Annotated in this window: 23 protein-coding genes; 15 read left to right on the top strand and 8 right to left on the bottom strand. The window is 64.9% G+C overall.

The features are described 5' to 3' along the window. Positions 1 to 6 precede the first annotated feature (6 nt). Positions 7 to 558: an outer membrane protein assembly factor BamE domain-containing protein gene (gene bamE, locus NCR34_RS03055; protein ID WP_248321292.1), complete on the bottom strand. Its 552-nt coding sequence runs from the start codon at positions 556 to 558 to the stop codon at positions 7 to 9. 14 nt (positions 559 to 572) lie between these two features. Further along, entirely contained in the window at positions 573 to 1,481 is a 909-nt protein-coding gene (locus NCR34_RS03050; protein ID WP_250499035.1) for a peptidoglycan DD-metalloendopeptidase family protein, read from the bottom strand. Positions 1,482 to 2,010: 529 nt separating this feature from the next. Here NCR34_RS03050 and NCR34_RS03045 point away from each other — a divergent pair. Then, the gene (locus NCR34_RS03045; RefSeq protein ID WP_248322250.1) at positions 2,011 to 2,262 is read left to right on the top strand and encodes a GlsB/YeaQ/YmgE family stress response membrane protein; all 252 of its coding nucleotides are present in this window, start codon (positions 2,011 to 2,013) and stop codon (positions 2,260 to 2,262) included. A 78-nt stretch (positions 2,263 to 2,340) separates the two neighbouring features. Here the strand turns inward: NCR34_RS03045 and NCR34_RS03040 are convergent, their stop codons facing one another. Continuing rightward, entirely contained in the window at positions 2,341 to 3,000 is a 660-nt protein-coding gene (locus NCR34_RS03040; protein WP_206467606.1) for a VTT domain-containing protein, read from the bottom strand. A 169-nt stretch (positions 3,001 to 3,169) separates the two neighbouring features. On the opposite strand from NCR34_RS03040, the gene mutL reads away from it, so the two are divergent. The 3 genes from mutL (at position 3,170) to NCR34_RS03025 (ending at position 7,450) form a co-directional block, all read left to right on the top strand. Next, positions 3,170 to 5,107, top strand: a complete 1,938-nt coding sequence (mutL, locus tag NCR34_RS03035) for a DNA mismatch repair endonuclease MutL (RefSeq protein ID WP_250499034.1) — start codon at positions 3,170 to 3,172, stop codon at positions 5,105 to 5,107. Beyond that, positions 5,104 to 6,069 carry a tRNA (adenosine(37)-N6)-dimethylallyltransferase MiaA gene (miaA, locus tag NCR34_RS03030; RefSeq protein WP_250499033.1) on the top strand — a complete coding sequence of 322 codons (966 nt, stop codon included), beginning with the start codon at positions 5,104 to 5,106 and terminating at the stop codon, positions 6,067 to 6,069. The genes mutL and miaA overlap by 4 nt, the downstream gene beginning before the upstream one ends. Before the next feature lie 115 nt (positions 6,070 to 6,184). Continuing rightward, positions 6,185 to 7,450 carry a hypothetical protein gene (locus tag NCR34_RS03025; protein ID WP_248321286.1) on the top strand — a complete coding sequence of 422 codons (1,266 nt, stop codon included), beginning with the start codon at positions 6,185 to 6,187 and terminating at the stop codon, positions 7,448 to 7,450. Between the two features lie 107 nt (positions 7,451 to 7,557). Here NCR34_RS03025 and purM read toward each other — a convergent pair whose 3' ends face one another. Continuing rightward, entirely contained in the window at positions 7,558 to 8,613 is a 1,056-nt protein-coding gene (gene purM / locus NCR34_RS03020) for a phosphoribosylformylglycinamidine cyclo-ligase (protein WP_248321284.1), read from the bottom strand. A 234-nt stretch (positions 8,614 to 8,847) separates the two neighbouring features. Between purM and hda the strand changes: the two genes are divergently transcribed. From hda to NCR34_RS02985, 7 genes are all read left to right on the top strand, one after another. Next, positions 8,848 to 9,663, top strand: coding sequence for a DnaA regulatory inactivator Hda (gene hda / locus NCR34_RS03015; protein WP_248321283.1), 816 nt, complete (start codon positions 8,848 to 8,850; stop codon positions 9,661 to 9,663). An 11-nt stretch (positions 9,664 to 9,674) separates the two neighbouring features. After that, positions 9,675 to 10,361, top strand: coding sequence for a histidinol-phosphatase (locus NCR34_RS03010; RefSeq protein WP_175939534.1), 687 nt, complete (start codon positions 9,675 to 9,677; stop codon positions 10,359 to 10,361). Then, a complete protein-coding gene (gene pcnB / locus NCR34_RS03005; protein ID WP_248321281.1) occupies positions 10,354 to 12,009 on the top strand; it encodes a polynucleotide adenylyltransferase PcnB in 1,656 nt (551 codons plus the stop codon). Before NCR34_RS03010 ends, pcnB begins: the two co-directional genes overlap by 8 nt. 117 nt (positions 12,010 to 12,126) lie before the next feature. Next, positions 12,127 to 12,690, top strand: a complete 564-nt coding sequence (gene folK, locus NCR34_RS03000; RefSeq protein ID WP_248321280.1) for a 2-amino-4-hydroxy-6-hydroxymethyldihydropteridine diphosphokinase — start codon at positions 12,127 to 12,129, stop codon at positions 12,688 to 12,690. Continuing rightward, positions 12,687 to 13,367 carry a deoxynucleoside kinase gene (locus NCR34_RS02995; RefSeq protein ID WP_248321279.1) on the top strand — a complete coding sequence of 227 codons (681 nt, stop codon included), beginning with the start codon at positions 12,687 to 12,689 and terminating at the stop codon, positions 13,365 to 13,367. The genes folK and NCR34_RS02995 overlap by 4 nt, the downstream gene beginning before the upstream one ends. Before the next feature lie 55 nt (positions 13,368 to 13,422). Further along, positions 13,423 to 14,238, top strand: a complete 816-nt coding sequence (gene panB / locus NCR34_RS02990; RefSeq protein WP_248321277.1) for a 3-methyl-2-oxobutanoate hydroxymethyltransferase — start codon at positions 13,423 to 13,425, stop codon at positions 14,236 to 14,238. 118 nt (positions 14,239 to 14,356) lie between these two features. Next, on the top strand, positions 14,357 to 14,656 hold the full coding sequence (locus tag NCR34_RS02985; protein WP_248321275.1) for a hypothetical protein: 300 nt from the start codon (positions 14,357 to 14,359) through the stop codon (positions 14,654 to 14,656). Positions 14,657 to 14,689: 33 nt separating this feature from the next. Here NCR34_RS02985 and NCR34_RS02980 read toward each other — a convergent pair whose 3' ends face one another. Then, a complete protein-coding gene (locus NCR34_RS02980; RefSeq protein ID WP_248321274.1) occupies positions 14,690 to 15,622 on the bottom strand; it encodes a CopD family protein in 933 nt (310 codons plus the stop codon). A 434-nt stretch (positions 15,623 to 16,056) separates the two neighbouring features. Here NCR34_RS02980 and NCR34_RS02975 point away from each other — a divergent pair, with 434 nt between their 5' ends. The 4 genes from NCR34_RS02975 to NCR34_RS02960 all read left to right on the top strand — a co-directional run bounded on the left by NCR34_RS02975 (position 16,057) and on the right by NCR34_RS02960 (position 20,540). Continuing rightward, positions 16,057 to 16,800, top strand: a complete 744-nt coding sequence (locus NCR34_RS02975) for a c-type cytochrome (RefSeq protein ID WP_175940592.1) — start codon at positions 16,057 to 16,059, stop codon at positions 16,798 to 16,800. A 21-nt stretch (positions 16,801 to 16,821) separates the two neighbouring features. Continuing rightward, a complete protein-coding gene (locus tag NCR34_RS02970) occupies positions 16,822 to 18,120 on the top strand; it encodes a c-type cytochrome (protein WP_175939527.1) in 1,299 nt (432 codons plus the stop codon). A gap of 82 nt (positions 18,121 to 18,202) precedes the next feature. Continuing rightward, positions 18,203 to 18,823 (top strand): PAQR family membrane homeostasis protein TrhA, encoded by a 621-nt coding sequence (gene trhA, locus NCR34_RS02965; protein ID WP_248321273.1) that lies wholly within the window; start codon positions 18,203 to 18,205, stop codon positions 18,821 to 18,823. 217 nt (positions 18,824 to 19,040) lie between these two features. Further along, a complete protein-coding gene (locus tag NCR34_RS02960) occupies positions 19,041 to 20,540 on the top strand; it encodes a DEAD/DEAH box helicase (protein ID WP_248321271.1) in 1,500 nt (499 codons plus the stop codon). 67 nt (positions 20,541 to 20,607) lie between these two features. Here the strand turns inward: NCR34_RS02960 and NCR34_RS02955 are convergent, their stop codons facing one another. The 3 genes from NCR34_RS02955 to NCR34_RS02945 form a co-directional block, all read right to left on the bottom strand. After that, the gene (locus NCR34_RS02955) at positions 20,608 to 21,117 is read right to left on the bottom strand and encodes a hypothetical protein (protein WP_248321269.1); all 510 of its coding nucleotides are present in this window, start codon (positions 21,115 to 21,117) and stop codon (positions 20,608 to 20,610) included. 51 nt (positions 21,118 to 21,168) lie between these two features. Next, entirely contained in the window at positions 21,169 to 21,993 is an 825-nt protein-coding gene (locus NCR34_RS02950; protein WP_248321267.1) for a ferritin-like domain-containing protein, read from the bottom strand. Between the two features lie 348 nt (positions 21,994 to 22,341). Next, positions 22,342 to 23,604: an MFS transporter gene (locus tag NCR34_RS02945; protein WP_248322249.1), complete on the bottom strand. Its 1,263-nt coding sequence runs from the start codon at positions 23,602 to 23,604 to the stop codon at positions 22,342 to 22,344. Between the last annotated feature and the right edge of the window lie 52 nt (positions 23,605 to 23,656).

Here is a 23,656-nt window from a genome sequence, read left to right as displayed (position 1 = left end):
CTGTCGTCAATGCCGTCCGCCGCCCTCCGCCTCCGAACGCGATGTGGTGACCACCGTGCCGTCCGGGCCGAAATGCGCGTTGAACATGGCGTCGCGATTCACGCCGTCTTCGAGCCAATGCCAGCTCCACACGCGTTCCTGCTTCAGCCGGTATTCAGCGACCGTCGTCGGCTTGCCGAGGAGCCGCCGCACTTCGTCCTGCGTCATGCCCGGCCGCACTTTCGCGATGTTCTCGGCCGTCAGAACCTGTGTGACCGAAACGAGCAGGCCATCCGGGTCCAGATCCACCATGTAGGTGTTCGTGCCGGCCGGGCCACGCGGATATTCGAGGCGCTTCGAGCCGTCCGTGTAGGTGCGCTCGGTTTCCGGCTCGCCCATCTGCTTGCGGATCTGCGCTTCGTTCGTGACGCCGGGCTTGAGATCTTTCAGCAGCAGTGTGTCCGGCTTCACCGAGTTGAAGAACGAACTGAGTTTGTTCATCGCTTCCCCGCTCTGTTGCTGGTCGCAGCCTGCGAGCAACGACGCCGCGACGAACGCCGCGCACATGATTCTCTTCATACGGCTCCTTCGACTCAACTGCCCGCGCCGAGCAGCGGCACGGGATCGACGGCGGCGCCCGCCTTTCTGATTTCGAAATGCAGCACCGGCGACCCGCTCGGGCCGGTTCCCATATCGGCGATCGTCGCGCCCTGTTTGACCGTATCGCCTTCGCGCACAAGGAGCTTGTCGTTGTACGCGTAAGCGGTCAGATAGTCGTTGCTATGCCGGACGATGATCATGCGCCCGTACGACCGCAAGCCGCTTCCCGCATACACGACCTTGCCGGGCGCCGCCGCCTTCACGGGCTCGCCGACCTTGCCGGCAATGTCGATCCCCTTGCTGCCGCTCGCCCCGAAGCCGCGCACGATCTCGCCTTTCACCGGCCAGACGAAGGTGCCCTTGCCCGCCGACGCCGTCGCGGCGGCCTTCTCGGCAGCTTTTTCCGTCGATTTCTCGGTCGCCTTCTCGCCCGATTTCTCGGCCGTCTGCTTGCCCGGCGTCGGCAGAAGCGGCGGCAGGTTCTTCGAGGACGAACTCGACGCCGCAGCCGCCGTCGACATGGACGCACCCGGCGGCACGACGCGCAGAACCTGCCCAACGTTGACCTGCTTGCTCTCGGGCAGGTTGTTCCACGCAGCGAGATCGGCCGGCTTCTGCTTGTACTGACGCGAGATGCCGTACAGCGTGTCGCCCGGCTTCACGCGATAGAAACCCGCCTCCACCGGCGCGAATGCCGACGCTGCCGGCGCCGCGGGAACGGGCGCCGTGCTGACCGGCGAACTCACGACGACGGGCGGCGGCGGGGACATCGAATTGTCGACGATGGGCGCAGGCGTGCGCGGCGTCGACGTGCATCCGGCAAGACCCGCCGCGACGGATGCGGCGAGCCCGAAACTCGCGATGACCACCCGAGTGCGCGGTCCCATGACAACTGTGTGCATCGACTCCAACTTTCCCATGCTTTTGTCTTGATCTAGTGCAATGCTCTTTGATTTTCCCGCCGCCGGCCGCCGCGCTAACACACGGTCAAGCCGACGCCATACACCGAAGTACCGACACATCCGACGATGCCGCAGCCCGGCAGCAGCGAAAGCGCCAGCGCGCAAAACGATATGACCGCAAGCCGCGATCCGCGGCCGCCCGCGCGTTTCGCCTTCGCTTCGGGCGAAACTCCGACAGCATAAAACATTACAGAATCCACTTCCTCAGGCCAGTCGACGAGACACTTTAGGCGAAACTTCGCCCGATCCTTTGGGATTCTAAATTTTTCACGATTCTGCCCGCCCGCGCGTTGACGTCGCGGCACGCCATAGATTCGCACGCCCTAAGCCAAACAGACAATCCACAATCCTTGACACTTTGCGCGCTTTTGGCACCGCGCTTTGGGCTACATTCACTGCGCTCGAAAGCGGGAGCCTCCTGCAGTCCTGCACTTTCCTCATCTTTCCGGAGTACTAGCGCATGCAAATTCTGCATCATGGAATCATCGTCAGCCTCATCATCGGCGGCATCGCCGGCTGGCTCGCCGGCCTCATCATGAACGGCACGGGCTTTGGCGTGTTCGTGCATATTCTCGTCGGCATCGTGGGCGGCGTGCTCGGCAACTGGCTCTTCGGCGCAATCGGCATTTCGCTCGGCGGCGGCTTGCTCGGTTCGCTGCTGACGGCGGTGATCGGCGCGGTGGTGCTGCTCTTCATCATCCGCCTGTTCCGGCGCGCGTAAGGGCGCATCGGCATGTCGGGCCGGGTTTCTTCGCGCTATGCAAAGCGCCGGCCCGGCCGAATTCTCCTCCCGCTGCGCTCACACCTTCGAGCCGCGACGGCTCATCTTCCACAGCGCGCCCAGCGCAATCGGCACGATGGCGGCGCCAATGCCGACCAGCACGATCACGTTCAAATATTGCCGGATGAACGGGATATTCCCGAAGAAGTAGCCGAGCAGCACGAGAAGCAGCACCCAGATGGCCGCGCCCAGAATGTTGAAGAGCTGGAAGCGCGTCGCGTTCATCGCGGATGCCCCCGCCACGAACGGCGCGAAGGTGCGCACGACAGGCACGAAGCGCGCGATCACGATCGTCTTGCCGCCGTGACGATCGTAGAAGTTATGCGTCTTTTGCAGCGCCTTGCGATCCAGAAAACGCTCGAGCACCGGTATGTTCGTATCGAACACCTTCGGGCCGATGGCGCGTCCGATCCAGTAATTGACCGTGTTGCCCGCGACAGCCGCAATGAGCAGCAGCGCGATGAGCGCGCCAAGATCCATCTCGTGCGTGGCCGCGAACGCGCCGCCGATGAAAAGCAGCGAATCGCCCGGCAGAAACGGGAAAACCACGAGCCCCGTTTCGCAGAACACGATCAGGAACAGCACGGCGTACACCCACGCGCCATACGTATGAATGAAGTCACCGAGCGATTTGTCGATGTGCAGGATGAGTCCCAGGAAATGCAGCAGCGTGTCCAAAAAACTGTCCTCGAAGAAGTGAGCCGGCAAGAAGCAGAGGGTCGCGCCATGATACCGAAGTGACCCGGCGCGTCGGTTAAAAAGCACGCATCGAGCCGCCATCTTGCGACGCATTGTCGGAACAATGCGCGCCCCAAAAGCGGCCGATACGAATGGCTATAATTTCGGCATGGCCGACCTCAACGAACTCTCCGCCGGCGCTTCGACCGCCGCCGTCGCGCGCCGTTCGCGCGCCATCGCCCCGCTTCCCGACCAGCTCATCAGCCAGATTGCCGCGGGCGAAGTGGTCGAGCGGCCGGCGTCCGTGGTCAAGGAACTGCTGGAAAACGCGCTCGATGCCGGCGCGCGCAGCTTGCGCGTGACGCTGGACGAAGGCGGCGTGAAGCGCATCGTGATCGCCGACGACGGCTGCGGCATGCCTCCCGAGGAACTCCCGCTCGCGCTCATGCGGCACGCGACCAGCAAGATCCGCTCGCTCGCCGATCTCGAAGCCGTCGCCACGCTCGGTTTTCGCGGCGAAGCGATCGCGTCGATTGCATCGGTGGCGGAGCTGTTCATCACGAGCCGCACAGAAGACTGCCCGCACGCAACGCGCATCGACGCACAAACGGGCGTCATTTCCCCCGCGGCGGGCACGGTCGGCACGACCATCGACGTGCGCGAGCTTTACTTCAACACGCCGGCGCGCCGAAAGTTCCTGAAAAGCGAACAAACCGAACTCGGGCATTGCCTGGAAGTCATTCGCCGCGTGGCGCTGGCGCGGCCCGACGTCGCCATTTCCGTGATGCATAACGGCAAGGCCGTCGAGCACTGGAACGCGAGCGATCCGGCCACGCGCGTCGCCAAAATTCTGGGCGAAGTGTTCGAGACCTCGCATCTGCCGCTCGACGAACGCGCCGGGCCGCTTGCGGCGTACGGCTGCGCGGGCCTGCCGACCGCGAGCCGCGGACGCGCGGACCAGCAGTATTTCTTCGTGAACGGCCGCTTCGTGCGCGACAAGCTGCTCACGCACGCGGTTCGCGCCGCTTACGAGGACGTGCTGCACGGCAACCGCTATCCGGCGTACGTCCTTTTTCTTGACTTGCCGCCGGAGTCGGTGGACGTGAACGTGCATCCGTCGAAGATCGAAGTGCGGTTTCGCGATTCGCGCTCGATTCATCAGTACGTGTTTCACGCGGTGCAGCGCGCGCTGGCGCGGCATGCGGGCGCGTCGCCGGAAACGACAGCGGGCGGGCACGCGGCGCAACTCGAACCGACCGGGCCGGCATCGTTCAGCGCGCGGCCTGTCGCGAGCGCGGGACCGGTAGCCAGGAACGACAACGGCACCACGTGGATGCGCCAGTCGCGCATGACGCAAGGGTCGCTGCCGGTCGCGCAGCCGCTCGCGCTCTACGACGCGTTGTTCGGGCGCAAGGACGCAAGCGCGACGGTCACGCCCGTCGAAGCGGCGTCGCCCGCCGTCGCGTGGGCCAACGACGACAGCGCGCCCGCCTACGCCGCCGCGAGCCACGCACACGCCGACGAGCAGCCGCTCGGCTTTGCCGTCGGGCAGATTCACGGCATCTACGTGCTGGCGCAGAACGCGCGCGGACTCGTCATCGTGGACATGCACGCCGCGCACGAACGCATCCTCTACGAGCAGTTCAAGCACGCGCTCGCGGACCGCTCCATCGCCGTGCAGCCGCTGCTGATTCCCGTCTCGATGACGGCGGATCCGGTGGAAATCGGCATCGTCGATGAAGAACGCGAGACGCTCGACGCGCTCGGCTTCGATCTCGCGGTGCTGTCGCCGACTTCCATCGCGATTCGCGCGGTGCCCGCGCTGCTGAAAGACGCGGACCTCGTCGCGCTCGCCCGCGCCGTGCTCGCCGATCTGCACGCGTACGGCGGATCGCGCGTGCTCACCGAGCGTCAGCACGAACTGCTCGGCACGCTCGCCTGCCACCATGCGGTGCGCGCCAATCGCCGCCTCACGCTCGACGAAATGAACGCCCTCTTGCGTCAGATGGAAGCCACCGAACGCGCCGATCAGTGCAATCACGGCCGCCCGACGTGGTATCAGCTGACGCTCGCGGACCTCGACCGCCTCTTCATGCGCGGACAATGATCAATCCCGCGTTGCACGTGGCCTCGCGCGTGGCCTGTCTGCTCGGGCCGACGGCGTCGGGCAAGACGGCGGCGGCCCTCGCCTTCGCGGCGGCGTCGGCGCGGCCGGTGGAAATCGTGAGCGTGGATTCGGCGCTCGTCTATCGCGAGATGGATATCGGCACGGCCAAGCCGAACGCGGCGGAGCGCGCGGCCGCGCCGCATCACCTGATCGATATCATCGATCCGGCCGACGCTTACTCGGCCGCGCAATTTCGCGCCGATGCGCTCAGGCTCGTCGGCGAGATCGTCGCGCGGGGAAACGTGCCGCTGCTGGTCGGCGGCACGATGCTGTACTACAAGGCGCTGACGCAGGGCCTCAACGACTTGCCGCCCGCCGATCCGTCCGTGCGCGCCACGCTCGATGCCGACGCCGCGCGCGACGGCTGGCCCGCGCTGCACGCGCGGCTCGCGGCGGTCGATGCGCAAACCGCGGCGCGCCTCGCGCCGAACGATTCGCAGCGCATCCAGCGCGCGCTCGAAATCTATCTGCTGACCGGCCAGCCGATGTCCGCGCTGCTCGCCGCGCCGCGCGTGCTGGACCAGGAAGCGCCATATGACTTCGTGCCGATCGCGCTGGAACCGTCGGACCGCGCGGTGCTGCATGCGCGCATCGCGGCGCGCTTCGACGCGATGCTCGCGCACGGTTTCATCGACGAAGTGAAGCGCCTGCGCGCGCGCGGCGATCTCGATGTGTCGATGCCGTCGATGCGCTGCGTCGGCTATCGGCAGGCGTGGGAATACCTCGACGGCCTGACCGGCTACGACGAGATGCGCGACAAGGGCATCTTCGCGACGCGGCAGTTGTGCAAGCGCCAGTTGACGTGGCTGCGCGCGATGCCGGAGCGCGTCGTGGTGGATTGCTGCGCGCCCGATGCGACGCAGCAGGCAGTCGAAGCGATAAAAAGAACTGCGAAAGTCTGAAAAAAGAGGCTGAATCTTGCGGGCCGACCTTACGAACGCTTAACATCGTAGGCGGTCGCTCGGCCTTGAGCACGCGATGTTGCCCGGTTTATTTAGTCATCCGAATTAGATGTCGTTGGGCAACGATTCGAGGCAGATTTCAAAAGCAGTCAAAAGGAAAAAAACGATGTTGGCGAGAAACGGGTTGTATGGGAAACGCGCGGCACGCGCGGTCGTCATCACAATGGCAGCGTCTGCGATCGTCTCCGCGCTGAGCGCGTGCGGCGGTTCGGACGGGGGCGCAACTGCCGACGTGGCGAGCGTGGCAAAAAGCGAGAGCGCGCCGTCGGGCGCGTCCGCGAGCTTCTTCGATGGAATCTTCAACACCACGTCCGGCTCGGGCTACTACATATTCGGGTGGAATTCGATACTGGACCCCGAGACCGGCGGCGCGCACGGCGACACGGGCATCACGCGTACACGGTTCGGCGTGATCGACGGTTCCGACACCACGCTACGCGAATCGTACGTTCCGACTACCGGAACCGACGCGCTGCAATACAGCAAGATGGTGTACATCACGGCCGAGGGCGCGTTTCCGGCCGACAGCCTGCCTTACGACGATCTCGGGCCACACACGAAGATCTTTCAGCGCTTGCCGGACGGCTTCGATTTCGGCGTGCAAGGCATGTCGGCGCCGCTTTATCGCGTGACGCTCGATGTGCGAGACGTGGCGGGTCAATCGGTGAAGTCCGTCGTGAAGTTGTTTCAGGGAGGCGATCCGGTCACCTACACTCCCCCGCCGAGCGTGCTGCTGCCGCTCATCACTGTCGATAGCGTTCGGCCCACAGTGGACTACATCGCCAATCCGCTGACTGTGAACATGCCACGGCTCGTGTTTCCTTCCTCGGACACCACGCTCATGCCGGCCGGCTCGCAGGTCTTCGTGCCAACTTACACGGCACAGACGACTTTCCTTCGCATCGACCTTTCGAAGCTCTGGTTTGACGGTAGCATCCAGGACCCGATCCTGAAGCGCTCCGGGATTCCCTTGGCTGGAGAAATCATGACGCTCGGCGGCTACCAATATTCCGCGCTAGTGGGCACTGGCTGGGGTAGCGGTTTCTTCGACACAATGGACGGGCATTATGTCGCCGAATATCAGGGGAAGGTCTATCGGGCCGAAGTGATTTCCGCTGGAGATCGTCTAAGCTCGCCGGTCACGACGGAGGGACGCAAGCACCTGACGGCTCCGCGCCCCGCGTTCAACAAGATCGCCGCCGCGTTTCTCACAAGGCAACTCGGCTCTACGCCCGCGCAGACGCACAACGTCGTGTACCGGCCTACCGATTGTTATCAGAATGTGCAGGCCGGTGCTTTCGTTAATAGCTGCCCCTATTGAGTTGACCACAGCTGGGAGTCGAAGCGCTATTCCGACCGCTGCCGCTTGAGAAAAAAAACCCTCGCGCAACGCGAGGGTTTTCTGTCTTCGAAAGCGACCGGCGACGCTTAAATCACCACCGTCTGCGCCTCGCCCTCGCGGCTCTCGCGCACGACGCCGATCTTCCACACCTGCTCGCCCGCCGCCGAGAGCAGGCCCGCTGCCGCATCGGCGTCCTGGGCCGCGACGATCACCGCCATGCCGATCCCGCAATTGAACACGCGATGCATCTCCGCATCCGCGACGCCGCCGTGCTTTTGCAGCCACGCGAACAGCGGCGGCAACGGCCACGCGCGATGGTCGAGTTCCGCCGTCAAACCCTCGCGCAGCACGCGCGGAATGTTCTCGACAAGCCCGCCGCCCGTGATGTGCGCCATGCCCTTCACCGTGATGCTCTGCATCGCGGACAGCAGCGGCTTCACGTAGATACGCGTCGGCGCCATCAGCGCGTCGGCGAGCGAGCGGCCGTCGAAATCGGCGTTCAGGTCCGGATTCGCGCGCTCGATGATCTTGCGCACGAGCGAATACCCGTTCGAGTGAATGCCGCTCGACGCCAGCCCGAGCACGACATCGCCCGGAGCGATGGTGCTGCCGTCGATGATCTTGCTCTTTTCCACCGCGCCGACCGCGAAGCCCGCGAGGTCGTATTCGCCGTCCGGGTACATGCCCGGCATTTCCGCCGTCTCGCCGCCGATCAGCGCGCAGCCGGCGAACTCGCAGCCCTGCGCGATGCCCTTGACCACGTCCGCCGCGGTGTCCACGTCCAGCTTGCCGCACGCGAAATAATCGAGGAAGAAGAGCGGCTCCGCGCCCTGCACCAGAATGTCGTTCACGCTCATGGCGACGAGATCCTGCCCGACCGTGTCGTGCCGGTTCAACTGGAACGCGAGGCGCAGCTTGGTGCCGACGCCGTCCGTTCCCGACACGAGCACCGGCTCCTTGTACTTCTTCGGCACCTCGAAGAGCGCGCCGAACCCGCCGATTCCGCCCAGCACGCCATCGCGCAAGGTCTTCTTGGCGAACGGCTTGATCCGGTCGACGAGCGCATCGCCCGCGTCGATGTCGACACCTGCATCGCGATACGACAAACCTTGGGTGTCCGGGGCGGATTTCGGTTGATTCATGGGGGGAGAGCGAGAAGGTCGGTAAAATGCGATTTTACCCGATGATGATACGAGGACGGTCGCCCGGCAGCTTTGTCCGCCGCGCGGCAGCGCCTTTTCGAGACAGAACGGCCCGGCCGACGAAACGCGCCCGAGCGCCCGGCCGCTTGCCACAGGCGGCCTCGCGCGCATCGGCGAGCCCGCGCCGCCTGTTTTCGAGAGAACGCAGCATCCAGCCGACGACATCCATTCCCCGTGCAACGCCAACTGACGCTCGACCTCGGCACCCCGCCGCCCGCCACCTTCGACAATTTCTTCGCCGCCGGCAACCACGAACTGGTCACGCGGTTGCGCGAGCTCGAAGGCGCGCTCGCGGCCGGCCCGGTCGCGGATCGCACGTTCTATGTCTGGGGCGAGCCCGGCAGCGGGCGCAGTCATCTGCTGCACGCGCTCGTTTATGAGGCGGGCAGCCGGGCGCGTTACTTGAGCCCGCAGAGCGCGTTGCATGCGTTCGGCTTCGATCCGCAGGTCGCGCTGTATGCCGTCGACGACTGCGACCGCCTCTCGCCCGCGCAGCAGATCGCGGTCTTCAACCTGTTCAACGAAGTGCGCGCGTACCCGGCAAGCGCGCTCGTCGCCACCGGCAACGCCGCGCCGATGACGCTCGCCGTGCGCGAAGACTTGCGCACGCGTCTCGGCTGGGGCCTCGTCTTCCACCTGCTGCCGCTTTCGGACGAAGCGAAGGCGTCGGTTCTCAAGCACGCGGCGCACGAGCGCGGCATCGTGCTCGCGGAGGACGTCCCCGCCTATCTGCTCACGCATTTCCGCCGCGACATGCCGAGCCTGATGGCGCTTTTCGACGATCTCGACCGCTTCTCGCTCGAACAGAAGCGCAGAGTCACGCGCGCGCTTTTGCGCTCGATGCTCTCGCAAACCGGGCGCGTGACGCCGCTCGTGGCCGTGGCCCCTGATACGCCGCAGGACGCGGACGGCGAGCACCGCGCCGCCCCGCCTGCCGGCGCGCCCGACGCCGACGCCGCACCGGACAACGTTCCCACCCGCTTCGAGTAGAATGCGCTCCCATGAACCTTGCCCTCTTCGATCTCGACCACACGCTCATTCCCACCGACAGCGACCACGAATGGGGCCGCTTCATGGTGAAGCTCGGCATCGTCGACGCGACGGAATTCACGCGTCAGAACGACGCCTTCTACGCCGACTACAAAGCGGGCGTGCTCGACATCAACGCTTACCTGCACGCGATGCTCGCACCGCTCGCGAAGTACTCGCGTGAGCAACTCGCCGACTGGCACGCGCAGTTCATGCACGAGGTCATCAATCCGCGCATCGTGCCGGCCGCGGTCACGCTCGTGCGCGAGCATCAGGACAACGGCGATCTGTGCTGCCTCGTGACCGCGACGAACGCGTTCATCACCGCGCCCATCGCGGAAGCGTTCGGCATCGACACGCTGATTGCATGCGAAGTCGAAACCGTCGGCGATCATCCGCAAGGCGCGTTTACCGGCAGGCCGCGCGGCACGCCGAGTTATCGCGAGGGCAAGATCGTGCGCGTGGAGGAATGGCTCGCGTCGCTCGGCAAGACGCTCGGTGACTTCAAGCGCAGCTATTTCTACAGCGACTCGCATAACGACATCCCGCTGCTCGAGCGCGTCACGGACCCGATCGCCACGAATCCGGACGACACCCTGCGCGCGCATGCGCAAGCCAAAGGCTGGCGCATCCTGAACCTCTTCGATACACGTGATTAAAAAACTCATCCGCAAGCTGTTCGGACAAGAGAGCGCCGCATCCAGCGAAGGCGCCTCGAACGACACGCCGGGCGCATCCGCTGCCGATGTCACCGGCGCCACCGAAGCCACCGAAGCGAAAGCCGCCCGCAAGAGCACGCGTGCCCCGCGCAAGAAAGCCGCCGCGCCGGTCAAGCGCGACCCGAATGTGCCGGTGATTCTGTCGTCGGACATCCACGGCATCGATCCGTCGCTCATCTCGAAGAACGCCATCCGCGTGACCGAAGGCTTGCAGCAGGCCGGGCACCGCGCGTTCATCGTCGGCGGGGCGGTGCGCGATCTGCTGCTCGGCGTCGCGCCGAAAGATTTCGACGTCGCCACCGACGCCACGCCCGATCAGGTGCAGCGGCTCTTTCGCCGGGCGCGCATCATCGGGCGGCGGTTTCAAATCGTCCACGTCCAGTTCGGGCAGGAGATCATCGAAACGTCCACGTTCCGCGCGCTCGTCGACGCGCCGCCCGAGCCGGTCGCCGAAGCGCCGCGACGCTACCGGCGCGGCGAGCTCGACATGCGCACGCACGCGGTGGACGCGAGCGGCCGCGTGCTGCGCGACAACGTGTGGGGCGAGCAGCACGAAGACGCGACGCGCCGCGACTTCACCATCAACGCGATGTACTACGATCCGGCAACGCAAACGGTGCTGGATTATCACGACGGCATGGCCGACATTCGCGCGCGCCTTCTGCGCATGATCGGCGATCCGGCCACGCGTTATCGCGAAGACCCGGTGCGCATGCTGCGCGTCGTGCGCTTCGCGGCCAAGCTCGGCTTCGAGATCGATGAAGCGACGCGCGCGCCGATCAAGGAACTCGCTGATCTGATGGACAACGTGCCGGCCGCGCGTCTCTTCGACGAGATGCTGAAGCTGCTGCTGTCCGGCCACGCGCTCGCGTGTCTCACGCGTTTGCGTCAGGAAGGGCTGCATCATGGCGTGCTGCCGCTGCTCGATGTCGTGCTGGAACAGCCACACGGCGAGAAGTTCGTGACGCTCGCGCTCACGAGCACCGACGAGCGCGTGCGCGCGGGCAAGCCGGTTTCGCCGAGCTTCCTGTTCGCCACGCTTTTGTGGCACGACGTGCAGACGCGCTGGCAGAAATACACGGCCGCAGGCGATTATCCGGTGCCGGCGCTGAACCGCGCGATGGACGATGTCCTCGACATGCAGACGGAAAAACTCGCCATTCACAAGCGTTATTCCGCCGACATGCGCGAGATCTGGGGCTTGCAGCATCGGCTGGAAAAGCGCGGCCGCAGCGCGATGAAGCTGCTCGAACACCAGCGGTTCCGTGCGGGTTATGATTTCCTGCTGCTGCGTTGCGAGTCGGGCGAGCTGGATGCGGCCATCGGCCAATGGTGGACCGATTTCATCGAGGGTGATCACGCCACGCGCGAAGCCCTGCTCTCGCAAGGCGGCAAGGAGCGTGCAGCGCCGAAGAAGCGTCGCCGGCGCAGCAATGCGAAGCGCAAAGCCAGTGAAAGCGGCGAAGGCGGTCAAAGCGGTGAAGGCGCAGAACTCGGCGCGGCGGACGGCGAGCGCGAGCCCGAACCACGCCGCGTGACGAATGAAGCCGGCGCGCCACGGAAAAACGAAGACGCAGACAACGAATAAAGCCGGTTTTCGCTAAAGTAGCGGATAACGGTTAGCACCCGGGCAATGTGCCGGCGTTTCGATGTGTTTGGATGCCTCGACGCGCTTCGCCCAGGACCTACGCGTAGGACTTCTGCCATGACGATTGCTTATCTCGGCCTCGGAGCGAATCTCGGCGATGCGCGCCAAACGCTGAAAGACGCAGTCGTGTGTCTCGCGCAGCAGCACACGATCACCGTGCTCGCCAAGTCGAGCCTGTATCGCACCGCGCCCATCGACGCATCCGGCGACGATTACTTCAATTGCGTCGTGAAGCTCGAAACGACGCTGCCTGCGCGCGCGCTGCTGCGCCTGTGCCATGTCATCGAAGAACAGTTCGGGCGCGAGCGGCCGTATCGCAATGCGCCGCGCACGCTCGACCTCGATATCCTGCTGTACGGCGCGTTCAGCATCGACGACATGGATCTCGTCGTGCCGCATCCGCGCATGACCGAGCGCGCGTTCGTGCTCGTGCCGCTCATCGAACTCGAACCCGATCTCATCATCCCGCAACGCGGCCGCGCCGATGCGTTCGTCGCGGGCGTCGCCGACCAGCGCATCGAGAAAGTCGCCCTGTGCCAGTGCGCGGCGCCCGCCGCGCAGCCGGCAGCGGCGCAAGCCTCCAGCGCCTCCACCGCCTCCACCAAAGCCAATTGCCGATGAGCAATCCGCCTCTCACCGTCACGGCGCCGCAGTTGCGGCCGCCGCATCGTTATATCGCGATCGAAGGGCCGATCGGCGTCGGCAAGACGACGCTCGCCACGCGGCTCGCCGAACGCTGGTCCATGCGCACGCTGTTCGAGCGCCCGCAGGACAACCCGTTCCTCGAGCGTTTCTATCGCGACACGACGCGGCACGCGCTCTCGACGCAACTGAGTTTCGCGTTGCAGCGGGTCGCGCAAACGCGGGAAGTGGCGGACATGCTCACGCAGAACACGCCGCTCATCGCCGACTTTCTCACGCAGAAGAGCGATCTGTTCGCGCGCCTCACGCTGCCCGACGACGAGTTCAACCTGTACCGCGATATCGCCTCGCGCATCGGCGCGAGCGCGCCTGCGCCGGATCTCGTCGTGTATCTGCAGGCGAGCCCGGAAGTGCTGTTCTCGCGCATTCAGAAACGCGCGCTGCCGATGGAACTGCAAATCTCCGACTCGTACTTGCGCGCGCTGTCCGACGCCTACAACGACTTCTTCTATCACTACGACGCGACGCCGCTGCTCACGGTGAACGCGGAGCATCTGAATCCCGTCGCATCGGACGACGATCTCGAACTGCTCGTCGAGCGAATCGAGACCATGCGCGGGCGCAAGGAATTCTTTGTCAAAGGCGTCTCGGTGTGAGTTCGAACTTCATGTTCGTGCTGCATGCCCGCGCGCCATTTCAAGCGAAATCATCATGACGTATCTGCAGGAAACCAGCCGCTCGACGATCACCGTTCCGAAGCTGCAAGCCATGCGCGAGGCGGGCCAGCGCATCGCGATGCTCACGTGCTACGACGCGAGCTTCGCGGCGCTGCTCGACCGCGCGGGCGTCGATGTCATGCTGATCGGCGATTCGCTCGGCAACGTCCTGCAAGGCCACAGCACGACGTTGCCGGTGACGCTGGACGACATCGCGTACCACACGGCATGCGTTGCGCGCGGCACCAAGAGCGCGCTGATCGTCGCGGACATGCCGTTCGGCACCATCGGATCGCGCGAAGAAGCGTATGCGAATGCGGTAAAGCTGATGCGCGCGGGCGCGCACATGGTGAAGCTCGAAGGTGGCGAGTGGCTCGCGGATACCGTGCGCTTTCTCGTCGAGCGCTCGATTCCGGTGTGCGGCCACGTCGGGCTCACGCCGCAGTCGGTCCATGCATTCGGCGGCTTCAAGGTGCAGGGCAAGTCAGAAGCGGCCGCGGAACAGATGCGCCGCGATGCGCTCGCGCTTCAGCAAGCGGGCGCGCAACTGCTCGTGATCGAAGCGGTGCCGACGCTCGTCGCGCGCGAGGTCACGCAACAACTCGCGATTCCGACCATCGGCATCGGCGCGGGCATCGATTGTTCGGGACAAGTGCTGGTTCTGCACGACATGCTCGGCATTTTTCCGGGCAAGCGTCCGCGCTTCGTCAAGGATTTCATGCAGGGCCAGCCGAGCATTCTCGCGGCGGTCGAAGCCTACGTGAACGCGGTAAAGGACGGCAGCTTCCCCGGTCCCGAGCACACGTTCTGATCGTTTTCGTTTTTTGCTTGGCGCCGTACCGCCCGCCCGTAAGCGCTGTCACGAACAGACCGAACTGGCGAGCTTCTTGCACACTAGGGTGAACCGTCAGCCAGGAGCGAGAAAGACCATGTGGCACGTCCTTCCCGATGAAACCGTCCGCGCGCAGCTTGCTATCGGCGCGTTCGTGGCGCTCGGCGTGGCGCGCGTGCTCGCGGCGGTGCTGGGCGCGCAGCACGGCTGGCGCATCTCGATGGTGACGCGCGGGTTCATCGTGCTCGCGGTGGCGTTCTGCTTGCCGCAGATCGTCGACGTGCTCTTCGTCGCGGATTCGCATGCCGCTTTTGTCGAGCTTCAGGGCAAAGCGGCCGGATGCGCGCTCGCGCTGTTTTGCGCGCCTATCGTGAGCCATAAACTCGGTTACGAGTGAGACGGCGCTCAGCACGCTCACCCGCTCAACCGCTCAACCGCCCATCGCGAAACCCGGCAAGCTGTGCGACAGCACCGACGCCGCCACGAATACGCCCACCATCAGCACCGCTTCGACGCGCATCAGGTTGATGACCGTGTGCGCGTCCGTCGTCGATGCCGTGCGTTGCAGGCGCGGTAGCGCCGACCAGCGGTTGAGCGCGCCGAGCAAGAGCGCCGCCGCGACGAACGCCAGTTTCACGATCAGCGCGTGACCCCAGCCGCTTTGCGTCAGCGCTTCAGCCGATCCGCCGGTGCCTCGCCATGCGTTGAAAAGACCCGTCGCGATGACGACCGCCACCGCGACCGTCGCCACGCTCGACATGCGCGCGACGACGCGCAGTAGCGCCGCGCGCGCAGTCGATGCGTCGAGCGCGGGCAAGACGACCGCGCCCGCGATCACGACGCCGCCCCACACGCCCGTCGCGAGCAAATGCAGCAATTGCACGGCTTCCGCGATGGAGAACGCGCCCGCATCGGCGGCATGGCCGATCGCCGCTTTCCCCGATGCCGCGATCAACGCGCCGAGCACGGCGACGGCCACGCGGGCAGAACCCAACGGACGGCTCGTCGCCGTCGCCAGCGCGAGCAATACGCCGCCCGCAACCGACACCGCCCAGCCGATGCCCGCGTGCGTCGCGCTCGCGACGAGCCAGAGCGACGAACCCGCATCGGCGATCGAGGTGCCGCTCATCGCGGCCGACTCCAGCCACAGCGAAACGAAGCCGCACAGCACGAACGCGAGCGCCGCCGCAATGCCCACACGCGACGCGCGCCGCCCGCCGCGCTGCGTCGGCGACACAGCAGCAGCCACGCGTTCGCGATGCAGCCACGCGTCGAGCAGCATCCCGCCGAGCGCGCACGCGAACGCCACATCCGACAGCGCGGCGAACACCATCTGCAAAAAGGACAACGAATCGCCGCTCATGATGCGGCGGCCATCGAGGCGTGAACGGGAATTGCTGTGAGGAGATCCGGGCGGGTCATCGGTGCGTCGGCAAGAAAGCGGCTCGCGAAGTCTAAACGAACGCACGCAAACCGGAGCGCGCATTGCATCGGACGCTACAGACTTCGGCGCGACGCGGTGGTGCTCGTGTCGACTCTTTGTTGATAAGCAATGAATTCAATGCAATGTCAAAGTTCTTGTCTGTCGCGCGGCATATTGTCGCGATTCCGCCTCAGAGCGCCCGAAAAGTTGTGTCAAATAGTCACCATCAGGCATCGATGATAGAATTCCGCGTCGCATCAGAGGCTCATCGAGCCGCTGTGGCTGTGGTCCGCCACCCTCCGCCACCCTACGCGTGGCCGTGGTTCGCCACCTTCGCACCGAGCCGCACGAAGCTCGGCAGGTCCCCGAATTTCATGGAGTGTCGCGTGTTTTCAAGACGCATTTTCCGTCCGCTGCTCGCCTTGGCACTGATCGGCAGCGCCGGCGTTCTCAGCGCGGGCCAGGCGCTTGCCCAGGCGCAAAACCAGCCTATCGCGCCGGATACCATGGCAGCCCGCGTGCAAGGCTGCACCGCATGTCACGGCGTGCACGGCGAAGGCACGGACAATGACTACTTCCCGCGTCTTGCCGGCAAGCCCGCCGACTATCTGTACAACCAGCTCCAGAATTTCCGCGAAGGGCGGCGCAAGTACCCGCCGATGAACTACCTCGTCACGTATCTCTCGGACGACTACCTTCATCAGATCGCGAATTACTTCTCGCAGCAGCGTCCGCCGTATCCGCCGCCCGCGAAGACGAACGTGTCGGGCACGACGCTCGCGCGCGGCTCGCAGATCGTGCTGAACGGCGATCCGTCGAAGAACATTCCCGCCTGCGCGGCATGTCACGGCAAGGCGCTGACCGGCATGCAGCCCGCCATCCCGGGTCTCGTCGGCCTGCATTCGGACTACATCAGCGCGCAGGTCGGCGCATGGAAGTCGGGCACGCGCCACGCGAAGGCGCCCGACTGCATGCAGCAGATCGCTTCGCGCCTGTCGGATGACGACGTGACCGCCGTCGCCGCATGGCTCTCCACGCAAACCGCACCCGCCAACCCGGTGCCCGCGCCCGCTGGCTCGTTGAAGATGCCGCTCGTCTGCGGCAGCGAACCGCAATAAGGCGTCTGGAGCGACAACACAATGAAACGCAAGTCCCTGTTCGCACTTTCCTCGGCTGTCGTGGTGGCAGCCGTCGCAGCCGGCGCCGTCCTCTGGTCGGGCGGCGACAATCTCCATTCGGGCGGCGCGGTCGCGGCGACTCCGGCGGATCAGGCCGCGCTCGTCAAGCACGGTGAATATCTCGCCCGCGCCGGCGACTGTATCGCGTGCCACACGGTGCGCGGCGGCAAGCAGTTCGCGGGCGGCCTGCCCATGGCGACGCCCTTCGGCACCATGTTCACGCCGAACATCACGCCGGACGACAAGTACGGCATCGGCAAGTGGACTTCCGACGACTTCTATCGCGCGATGCACACGGGCCGCTCGAAGGACGGCAGCCTGCTGTACCCCGGCTTCCCGTTCACGAGCTACACGAAGGTGACGCGCGCCGACTCGGACGCGATCTACGCGTACCTGCGTTCGGTCCCGCCGGTGTCCGAGCCGAGCCGTCCGCATGAACTGCGCTTTCCGTTCAACAACCGCAATCTGCTGATCGGCTGGCGCACGCTGTTCTTCAGCGAAGGCGAGTACAAGCCGGACCCGACCAAATCGGTCGAATGGAACCGCGGCGCGTATCTCGTCGAAGGTCTCGGTCACTGCGGCATGTGCCACACGTCGATCAACGCGATGGGCGGCCCGGTCAACTCCGCTGCGTTCGCGGGCGGCCTGATTCCGCTGCAAAACTGGTACGCGCCGTCGCTCACGTCGAACAAGGAAGCCGGTCTCGGCGACTGGGACATCAAGGACATCAACGACCTGCTGAAGAGCGGCGTGTCGCAGCGCGGCGCGGTGTTCGGTCCGATGGCCGAAGTGGTCCACAACAGCCTGCAGTACATGACCGACGCGGACATCAACGCGATCTCGACGTATCTCAAGTCGATCCCGCAGAAGAAGGAAGCGCCGGAACCGCTGCAACTGGAAACGTCCGAGAAGTTCGGCGGCGAGCTGCTGACCATGGGCAAGAAGGTCTACACCGAGAACTGCGCGAAGTGTCACGCGGAGAACGGTCTCGGCAAGCCGCCCGCTTACCCGCCGCTCGCGAACAATCAGTCCATCCAGATGCCGTCTGCCGTCAACCCGATTCGCATGACGCTCAACGGCGGCTATCCGCCGAGCACGGACGGCAATCCGATGCCGCACGGCATGCCGCCGTTCGCGCAGTCGCTGTCGGATACGGAAGTGGCCGCGGTCGTGACGTACATCCGTATGTCGTGGGGCAACCACGGCACGCCGGTGTCGCCGCAACAGGTGAGCAACCTGCGTTCGGCGCCGCTCGACTGACATTCGCGCGAGACAGCGTACAATACGCACGGGGCGCAGCCTTCATGTTGGGGCTGCGCCTTTTGTCTTTGGTGGACCAGTCATGCACGCAGGCGAGCGTTTCAACAGCATCAGCCATCTGATCGGCGTCATCTTGTCCGTCGCGGGACTCGCGACGCTCGTGACGATGGGCGCGCTCGATGGCGACGCCTACAAGGTCGTGAGCTTCGCGATCTACGGCGCCATGCTGTGCACGTTGTACCTGATCTCGACGCTGTACCACTGTGCGCGCACGCCGCGCATGAAAGCGGTCTTGCAAAAGTGCGACCACTCGGCCATCTACTTGTTGATAGCCGGCAGCTACACACCCTATACACTGGTGACCTTGCGCGGCCCGTGGGGCTGGTCGCTGTTTGGCGTGAGCTGGGGGCTTGCTGTGCTCGGCATCACGCAGGAACTCACGCTCGGGCGAAGAACCCGCAGCGTTTCGATGGTGCTGTACGTGTTGATGGGCTGGCTCGCGCTCGTAGCCGTTCATCCGCTCTTGACGGCGCTGCCGCCCGCAGGCACTGCGTGGCTGGTGGCAGGCGGTCTGATCTACACCGCCGGCATCTGGTTTTTCATCAACGACGAGCGCATCCGGCACGGCCACGGTATCTGGCATCTGTTCGTGCTGGCGGGCAGTCTGTGTCAGTTCGTGAGCGTCGCGCGCTATGTCGCGTGAGCCTTGAACGGGGCAAAGCGCCCGCATCGCGAAGGAACGCGATGCAACTTACAGCCAGCCGGCGTGTCTTGATAGCGCGTCGAACCTTGCGGCACAGCCAGGCGGTCGAGTACCGCGCACCAAGGCCGCCGCCCGATTCATCGCGAGCGTCGTACATCATCGCCGCTGTTGCCAGCCGCCTGCACGCCGTTCGCCACAACGATTCGAACATCTATTTATGTCTTTTGATTCACTCGGTCTGTCAGAACCTCTCCTTCGCGCAGTCAACGAACTCGGCTACACGAATCCCACTCCGATCCAGCTTCAGGCCATTCCGGCCGTCCTGAAAGGCGGCGACCTGCTCGCCGGCGCGCAAACCGGCACCGGCAAGACGGCGGGCTTCACGCTGCCCATCCTGCAACGTCTCTCGCAAATGGCGCCGGCCGCGGCCGGCAGCAAGCGCCCGGTGCGCGCGCTGATTCTCACGCCGACGCGCGAACTCGCGGCGCAGGTCGAAGAAAGCGTGCGCGCCTACGGCAAGTATCTGAAGCTGCGGTCGACCGTGATGTTCGGCGGCGTCGGCATCAATCCGCAGATCGACGCGCTGCGCCGTGGCGTGGATATCGTCGTCGCGACGCCGGGCCGTCTGCTCGATCACATGCAGCAGAAGACGATCGACGTTTCGCAGCTCGAAATTCTCGTGCTCGACGAAGCCGACCGCATGCTCGACATGGGCTTCATCCACGACATCAAGCGCGTGCTCGCGCGTCTGCCGCAGAAGCGCCAGAACCTGCTGTTCTCGGCCACGTTCTCCGACGAGATCAAGGCGCTCGCCGACAGCCTGCTCGATTCGCCCGCGCTGATCGAAGTCGCGCGCCGCAACACGACGGCCGAGCGCATCGAACAGAAGATCCATCCGGTCGATCGTGATCGCAAGCGCGAACTGCTCACGCATCTGATTCGCCAGCACGACTGGTTTCAGGTGCTCGTCTTCACGCGCACGAAGCACGGCGCGAACCGTCTTGCCGAGCAATTGACGAAGGACGGCATCAGCGCGCTCGCCATCCACGGCAACAAGAGCCAGTCCGCGCGCACGCGGGCGCTCGCCGAATTCAAGGATCAGACGTTGCAGGTGCTCGTCGCGACCGATATCGCGGCGCGCGGCATCGACATCGACCAGTTGCCGCACGTGGTCAACTTCGACCTGCCGAACGTGCCGGAAGATTACGTGCACCGCATCGGCCGCACGGGTCGCGCGGGCGCGGAAGGCGAAGCGGTGTCGCTCGTGTGCGTCGACGAACTGCAATTGCTGAAGGATATCGAGCGCCTCATCAAGCGCCCGATTCCGCAGGAAGTGATTGCCGGGTTCGAGCCGGACCCGAACGCGAAACCCGAGCCGATTCAGCGCCGCAGCCAGGGGCGCGGCGGTCCGCGCGAAGGCGGCCGCGCGCATGGCGGATCGCAGGATCAGGCGCGTGCGCCGAAAGCGGGCAACGGCGGCGGTCAGGGTCAGCGCGACGGCCGCGGCTCGAAGCCGGCCAGCGCTAAACCGGCCGGCCACGCGAACGCGGGCGTCAAGCCGGCGCCCCGCCGTCCCGAAGCCGCGCACGCAGCCGGGCACGCTCCGGCCCCGCGCGCCAAAGCCGGCAATCCCGGCGCGCTCCTCGGCGGCAAGTCGCGCAACGACAACGGCGGCGCGCGCCGCGACGGCATGCGCACCGGCGGACGCGGGCGCTGAGCGTCGGCGACGTCATCTTGAAAGCGAGCCGCCAACGCGCGCGGCTCGCGAAAGAAGCAACAAGCAATCAGGCAGCGGCGCTCGCCGCCTGCTTCAGCCAGTCCAGTTGCTCGCGCCAGCGCGCGATGACCTGCTCGGTATCTGTCAGTTCGAACGTGATGCCGCCTGTCAGCCGCGCATACGGCACGCGCTGAATCTCCCCGCTTTCAATCGTCCCGACGAAGCACGCGAGCGGCACGTCGTCGAGCGCGACGCGCCGCGCGTCGATCTGCACCTGATGGAACGCCTCGTCAAAAACGAAAGCGAGCGTTGCACTCGCGCTCGACGCAATCGCCCGCGCGGTACGCGACGACGGCCACAGCGCGAAGCACAGCGTACGCGCGTCCGGGGCGAGCAGTTCGCCCGCGCTCAATAGCGCGGTGCGAATGCGCCCGCCGTCGTCCACGGCGGACAGCGACGCCGTGAAGCCGCTCGGCGCGCCGGTCAACGTACCGTCGAATAACGCGCGCAGATCGGAGGGCCATTCGTCGAAGACGGTCTGCAAAGACAGCGTCTTCGCTGCGGTGGAGTCGGTCATTGACGTAGGCTGGTTGAGTGAAACGGCATGCGCCGCCGCACGCATCGAGCGTTAGCGGAAGAAGAGTTGCGTGATTTTCGCGAGCGGATAGTGCACGCCCGGCTGGATGCGCGCGGGCAAATCGAGCGGCTTCAGAAGCATCTTGATGCACTGATCAGCCGACAGATTCCGCCGAACCAACGCATTGACCTGCGCGAAGAGTTCGCGATTGTAGGTCGAATCCTTGACGCGCTCCGGGTATCGAATGGCGAAGACGTGCCGCAGCGCGATCTCCGAGTCCTCGCTCTTCAGCTCGGCCACGCGACGCACCAGCGCGCCGAGCACCGCCAGCCGGCCATTGCCTTCGATCTTGTTCCACTTCTTGAAGAAGCGGAAGAAATGCTTGTAGTGACGCACTTCGTCGACCCGGATGTTGTCCGTGATCTCCTTGAGCACCGGCTCGTCTGAACATTCGTTGATGGCCCGATACAGCGTGGCCGTTCCCGTCTCGATGACACAGCGCGCCACCATCTCCAGCGCGCGCTTTTTCTCGAACTGCTCGTAGGAACACGTCAGCGAATATTCGGCGAAGAAGTTCTTGAACGCCGTGTCCCAGTCGAACTCCGGCCAGACGTGGTTGATGTACGTCTTGAGCGCGCGGCCGTGCTGCATCTCCTCGGGCTCCCACTCGTTGTTGAGCCACGCCGCGATCTCCGGATCGTCTCGAAAGTAGGTGCTGAGGTTGCTCGTATAAAGATCCGTGCCGCTCTCGATGAACGAGCAGGCACAGAGCAACAAGAGAAGATGTTCGTTGGACGCCGCCTTCTGTCGGTCGATCCGATTCAGATCGATATCTTCGATGCGCCACGGCATCACGTGGGTGCTAGCTGTATGCATGTATCGCGCTCCCTGGCTGAACTGAACGCGCCACCGGCCAAAAAAGACGGTCGAGGTTCATACGACGCTGCGACGTCGTCCCAGCGTCTTCGAATCAAAGTGTTAGCGGCTTGTGCTTTTTCATCTTAGCCGTCCTGCAACGAGTTTGCAGACATGGGGACAGACTTGCGCCGCGCTGCGCGGTTCCATGCGCGCCTTGCCGTGCGTCAATTTTCTACGTCTCGATGCGCGGCTTCGGTGGCGCAGCATAGAGCAGGAAGTGTGCCGCCGCGATGGAGTTCGAGGCGCGTCAAAAAGCACAACGGCGGCCGAAGCCGCCGTCGTAAGCTAGTTCACAGGAAGCAGATGCTATGCAGCGTGTCGCGCGCCGCCGCGCATGCGCCAGGCGACGATCGCGAGCGAGACGCCCGACAACACCGCCGCGAGCAGCACGTAGTAGCTCGGCGCGAGCTTGTCGCCGGTGACGTGGATGAACGCCTCGACGATGGTCGGCGCGAATCCCCCGAAGAGCGTCACGCCGAGCGCATAGCCGATGGACAAGCCCGTCGAGCGCACGCGCGTGGGGAAAATCTCCGACATCAGCGCGGGCATCGGACCGGAATACGCGGCTTTCAGGATGCCTGCTGCCGACTGAAGCACGACGAGCGAGAGGACCGTCGGCGAAGCCTGCAGCCACGCGAACATCGGATAGATGGCAACGCCCATGATGATCGACGTGCCGAGCATGATGCGAATGCGCCCGAGCCGGTCGGACAGCGCGCCCATGATCGGCGAGAAGATGAACTGCAGCCCGCCGTTGAGCACGACCACGGCAAACGACGCCGTGGCGGGCAAATGCAGTTGCTTGACGGCATACATCGGCATGTAGAGTTGCAGCACATACACGCCGACCGTCGATTGCGCGACGATACCGACCGCGAGCAGCAAGTTGATCCACTGATTCGAGAACGAGACGCCCGGCGCGCGAGCGTCGGTGCGGGCCGGCCGGGACGCCAGGAACTCCGGCGTTTCGTCGAGGTGCGAGCGGATGTAATAGCCGACCGGCCCGATGAGCAGGCCGAACACGAACGGAATGCGCCACCCCCACGACTCGAGCTGCGGTTGCGGCAGCCACGCGGTCAAGAGCGAGCCGAACGCGGCGGCCATGATCGCGGCAAGCCCCTGACTCGCGAACTGCCAGCTCGCGTAATAGCCGCGACGCGCTTGGCTGTGCTCGACCATGAACGCCGTCGCGCTACCGAACTCACCGCCCACGGCGAAGCCCTGAATCAGCCGCGCGAGCAGGATCAAAAGCGGCGCCGCAATGCCGATATGCTGATACGACGGCATCGCCGCCATGGTCAGCGTGCCGATCATCATCAGCAGAATGGCGAGCGTCAGCGCGGCCTTGCGGCCGTTGCGATCGGCGTAGATGCCGAGCACGATCGCGCCCAGCGGACGCATCAGAAACGAGATGCCGAAGGTGCCGATGGCGAGCATCGTGGAAAGCCATTCGTCATGCGACGGGAAGAACGCTTTTGCGATGATCGCCGCGAAATAGCCGTAGACGAGGAAATCGAACCATTCGAGCGCATTGCCGACGGACGACGAAAACACGATGCGGCGAACCATCGCCTTCGACAGCGTGGCGGCCGGCGGATGCGAAATGTCGGCGCCATGGGCA

It is taken from the genome of Caballeronia sp. GAWG1-5s-s (assembly GCF_023631445.1).
GTDB lineage: Bacteria > Pseudomonadota > Gammaproteobacteria > Burkholderiales > Burkholderiaceae > Caballeronia.
The sequence above is the reverse complement of the archived record's forward strand: the minus strand, read 5'-3'. Positions and strand labels throughout refer to the sequence as shown.

What these genes read in the sequence shown, in the direction of transcription:
- NCR34_RS02975 (WP_175940592.1), top strand. Translation starts at nt 16,057, where the DNA reads ATGGAGTGTCGCGTGTTTTCAAGACGCATTTTCCGTCCGCTGCTCGCC.
- NCR34_RS03050 (WP_250499035.1), bottom strand. Translation starts at nt 1,481, where the DNA reads ATGCACACAGTTGTCATGGGACCGCGCACTCGGGTGGTCATCGCGAGT.
- NCR34_RS02995 (WP_248321279.1), top strand. Translation starts at nt 12,687, where the DNA reads ATGAGCAATCCGCCTCTCACCGTCACGGCGCCGCAGTTGCGGCCGCCG.
- NCR34_RS02945 (WP_248322249.1), bottom strand. Translation starts at nt 23,604, where the DNA reads ATGGTTCGCCGCATCGTGTTTTCGTCGTCCGTCGGCAATGCGCTCGAA.
- miaA (WP_250499033.1), top strand. Translation starts at nt 5,104, where the DNA reads ATGATCAATCCCGCGTTGCACGTGGCCTCGCGCGTGGCCTGTCTGCTC.
- mutL (WP_250499034.1), top strand. Translation starts at nt 3,170, where the DNA reads ATGGCCGACCTCAACGAACTCTCCGCCGGCGCTTCGACCGCCGCCGTC.
- NCR34_RS02985 (WP_248321275.1), top strand. Translation starts at nt 14,357, where the DNA reads ATGTGGCACGTCCTTCCCGATGAAACCGTCCGCGCGCAGCTTGCTATC.
- NCR34_RS02950 (WP_248321267.1), bottom strand. Translation starts at nt 21,993, where the DNA reads ATGCATACAGCTAGCACCCACGTGATGCCGTGGCGCATCGAAGATATC.
- purM (WP_248321284.1), bottom strand. Translation starts at nt 8,613, where the DNA reads ATGAATCAACCGAAATCCGCCCCGGACACCCAAGGTTTGTCGTATCGC.
- NCR34_RS02955 (WP_248321269.1), bottom strand. Translation starts at nt 21,117, where the DNA reads ATGACCGACTCCACCGCAGCGAAGACGCTGTCTTTGCAGACCGTCTTC.
- NCR34_RS02980 (WP_248321274.1), bottom strand. Translation starts at nt 15,622, where the DNA reads ATGAGCGGCGATTCGTTGTCCTTTTTGCAGATGGTGTTCGCCGCGCTG.
- panB (WP_248321277.1), top strand. Translation starts at nt 13,423, where the DNA reads ATGACGTATCTGCAGGAAACCAGCCGCTCGACGATCACCGTTCCGAAG.
- trhA (WP_248321273.1), top strand. Translation starts at nt 18,203, where the DNA reads ATGCACGCAGGCGAGCGTTTCAACAGCATCAGCCATCTGATCGGCGTC.
- NCR34_RS02970 (WP_175939527.1), top strand. Translation starts at nt 16,822, where the DNA reads ATGAAACGCAAGTCCCTGTTCGCACTTTCCTCGGCTGTCGTGGTGGCA.
- folK (WP_248321280.1), top strand. Translation starts at nt 12,127, where the DNA reads ATGACGATTGCTTATCTCGGCCTCGGAGCGAATCTCGGCGATGCGCGC.
- NCR34_RS03010 (WP_175939534.1), top strand. Translation starts at nt 9,675, where the DNA reads ATGAACCTTGCCCTCTTCGATCTCGACCACACGCTCATTCCCACCGAC.
- bamE (WP_248321292.1), bottom strand. Translation starts at nt 558, where the DNA reads ATGAAGAGAATCATGTGCGCGGCGTTCGTCGCGGCGTCGTTGCTCGCA.
- NCR34_RS02960 (WP_248321271.1), top strand. Translation starts at nt 19,041, where the DNA reads ATGTCTTTTGATTCACTCGGTCTGTCAGAACCTCTCCTTCGCGCAGTC.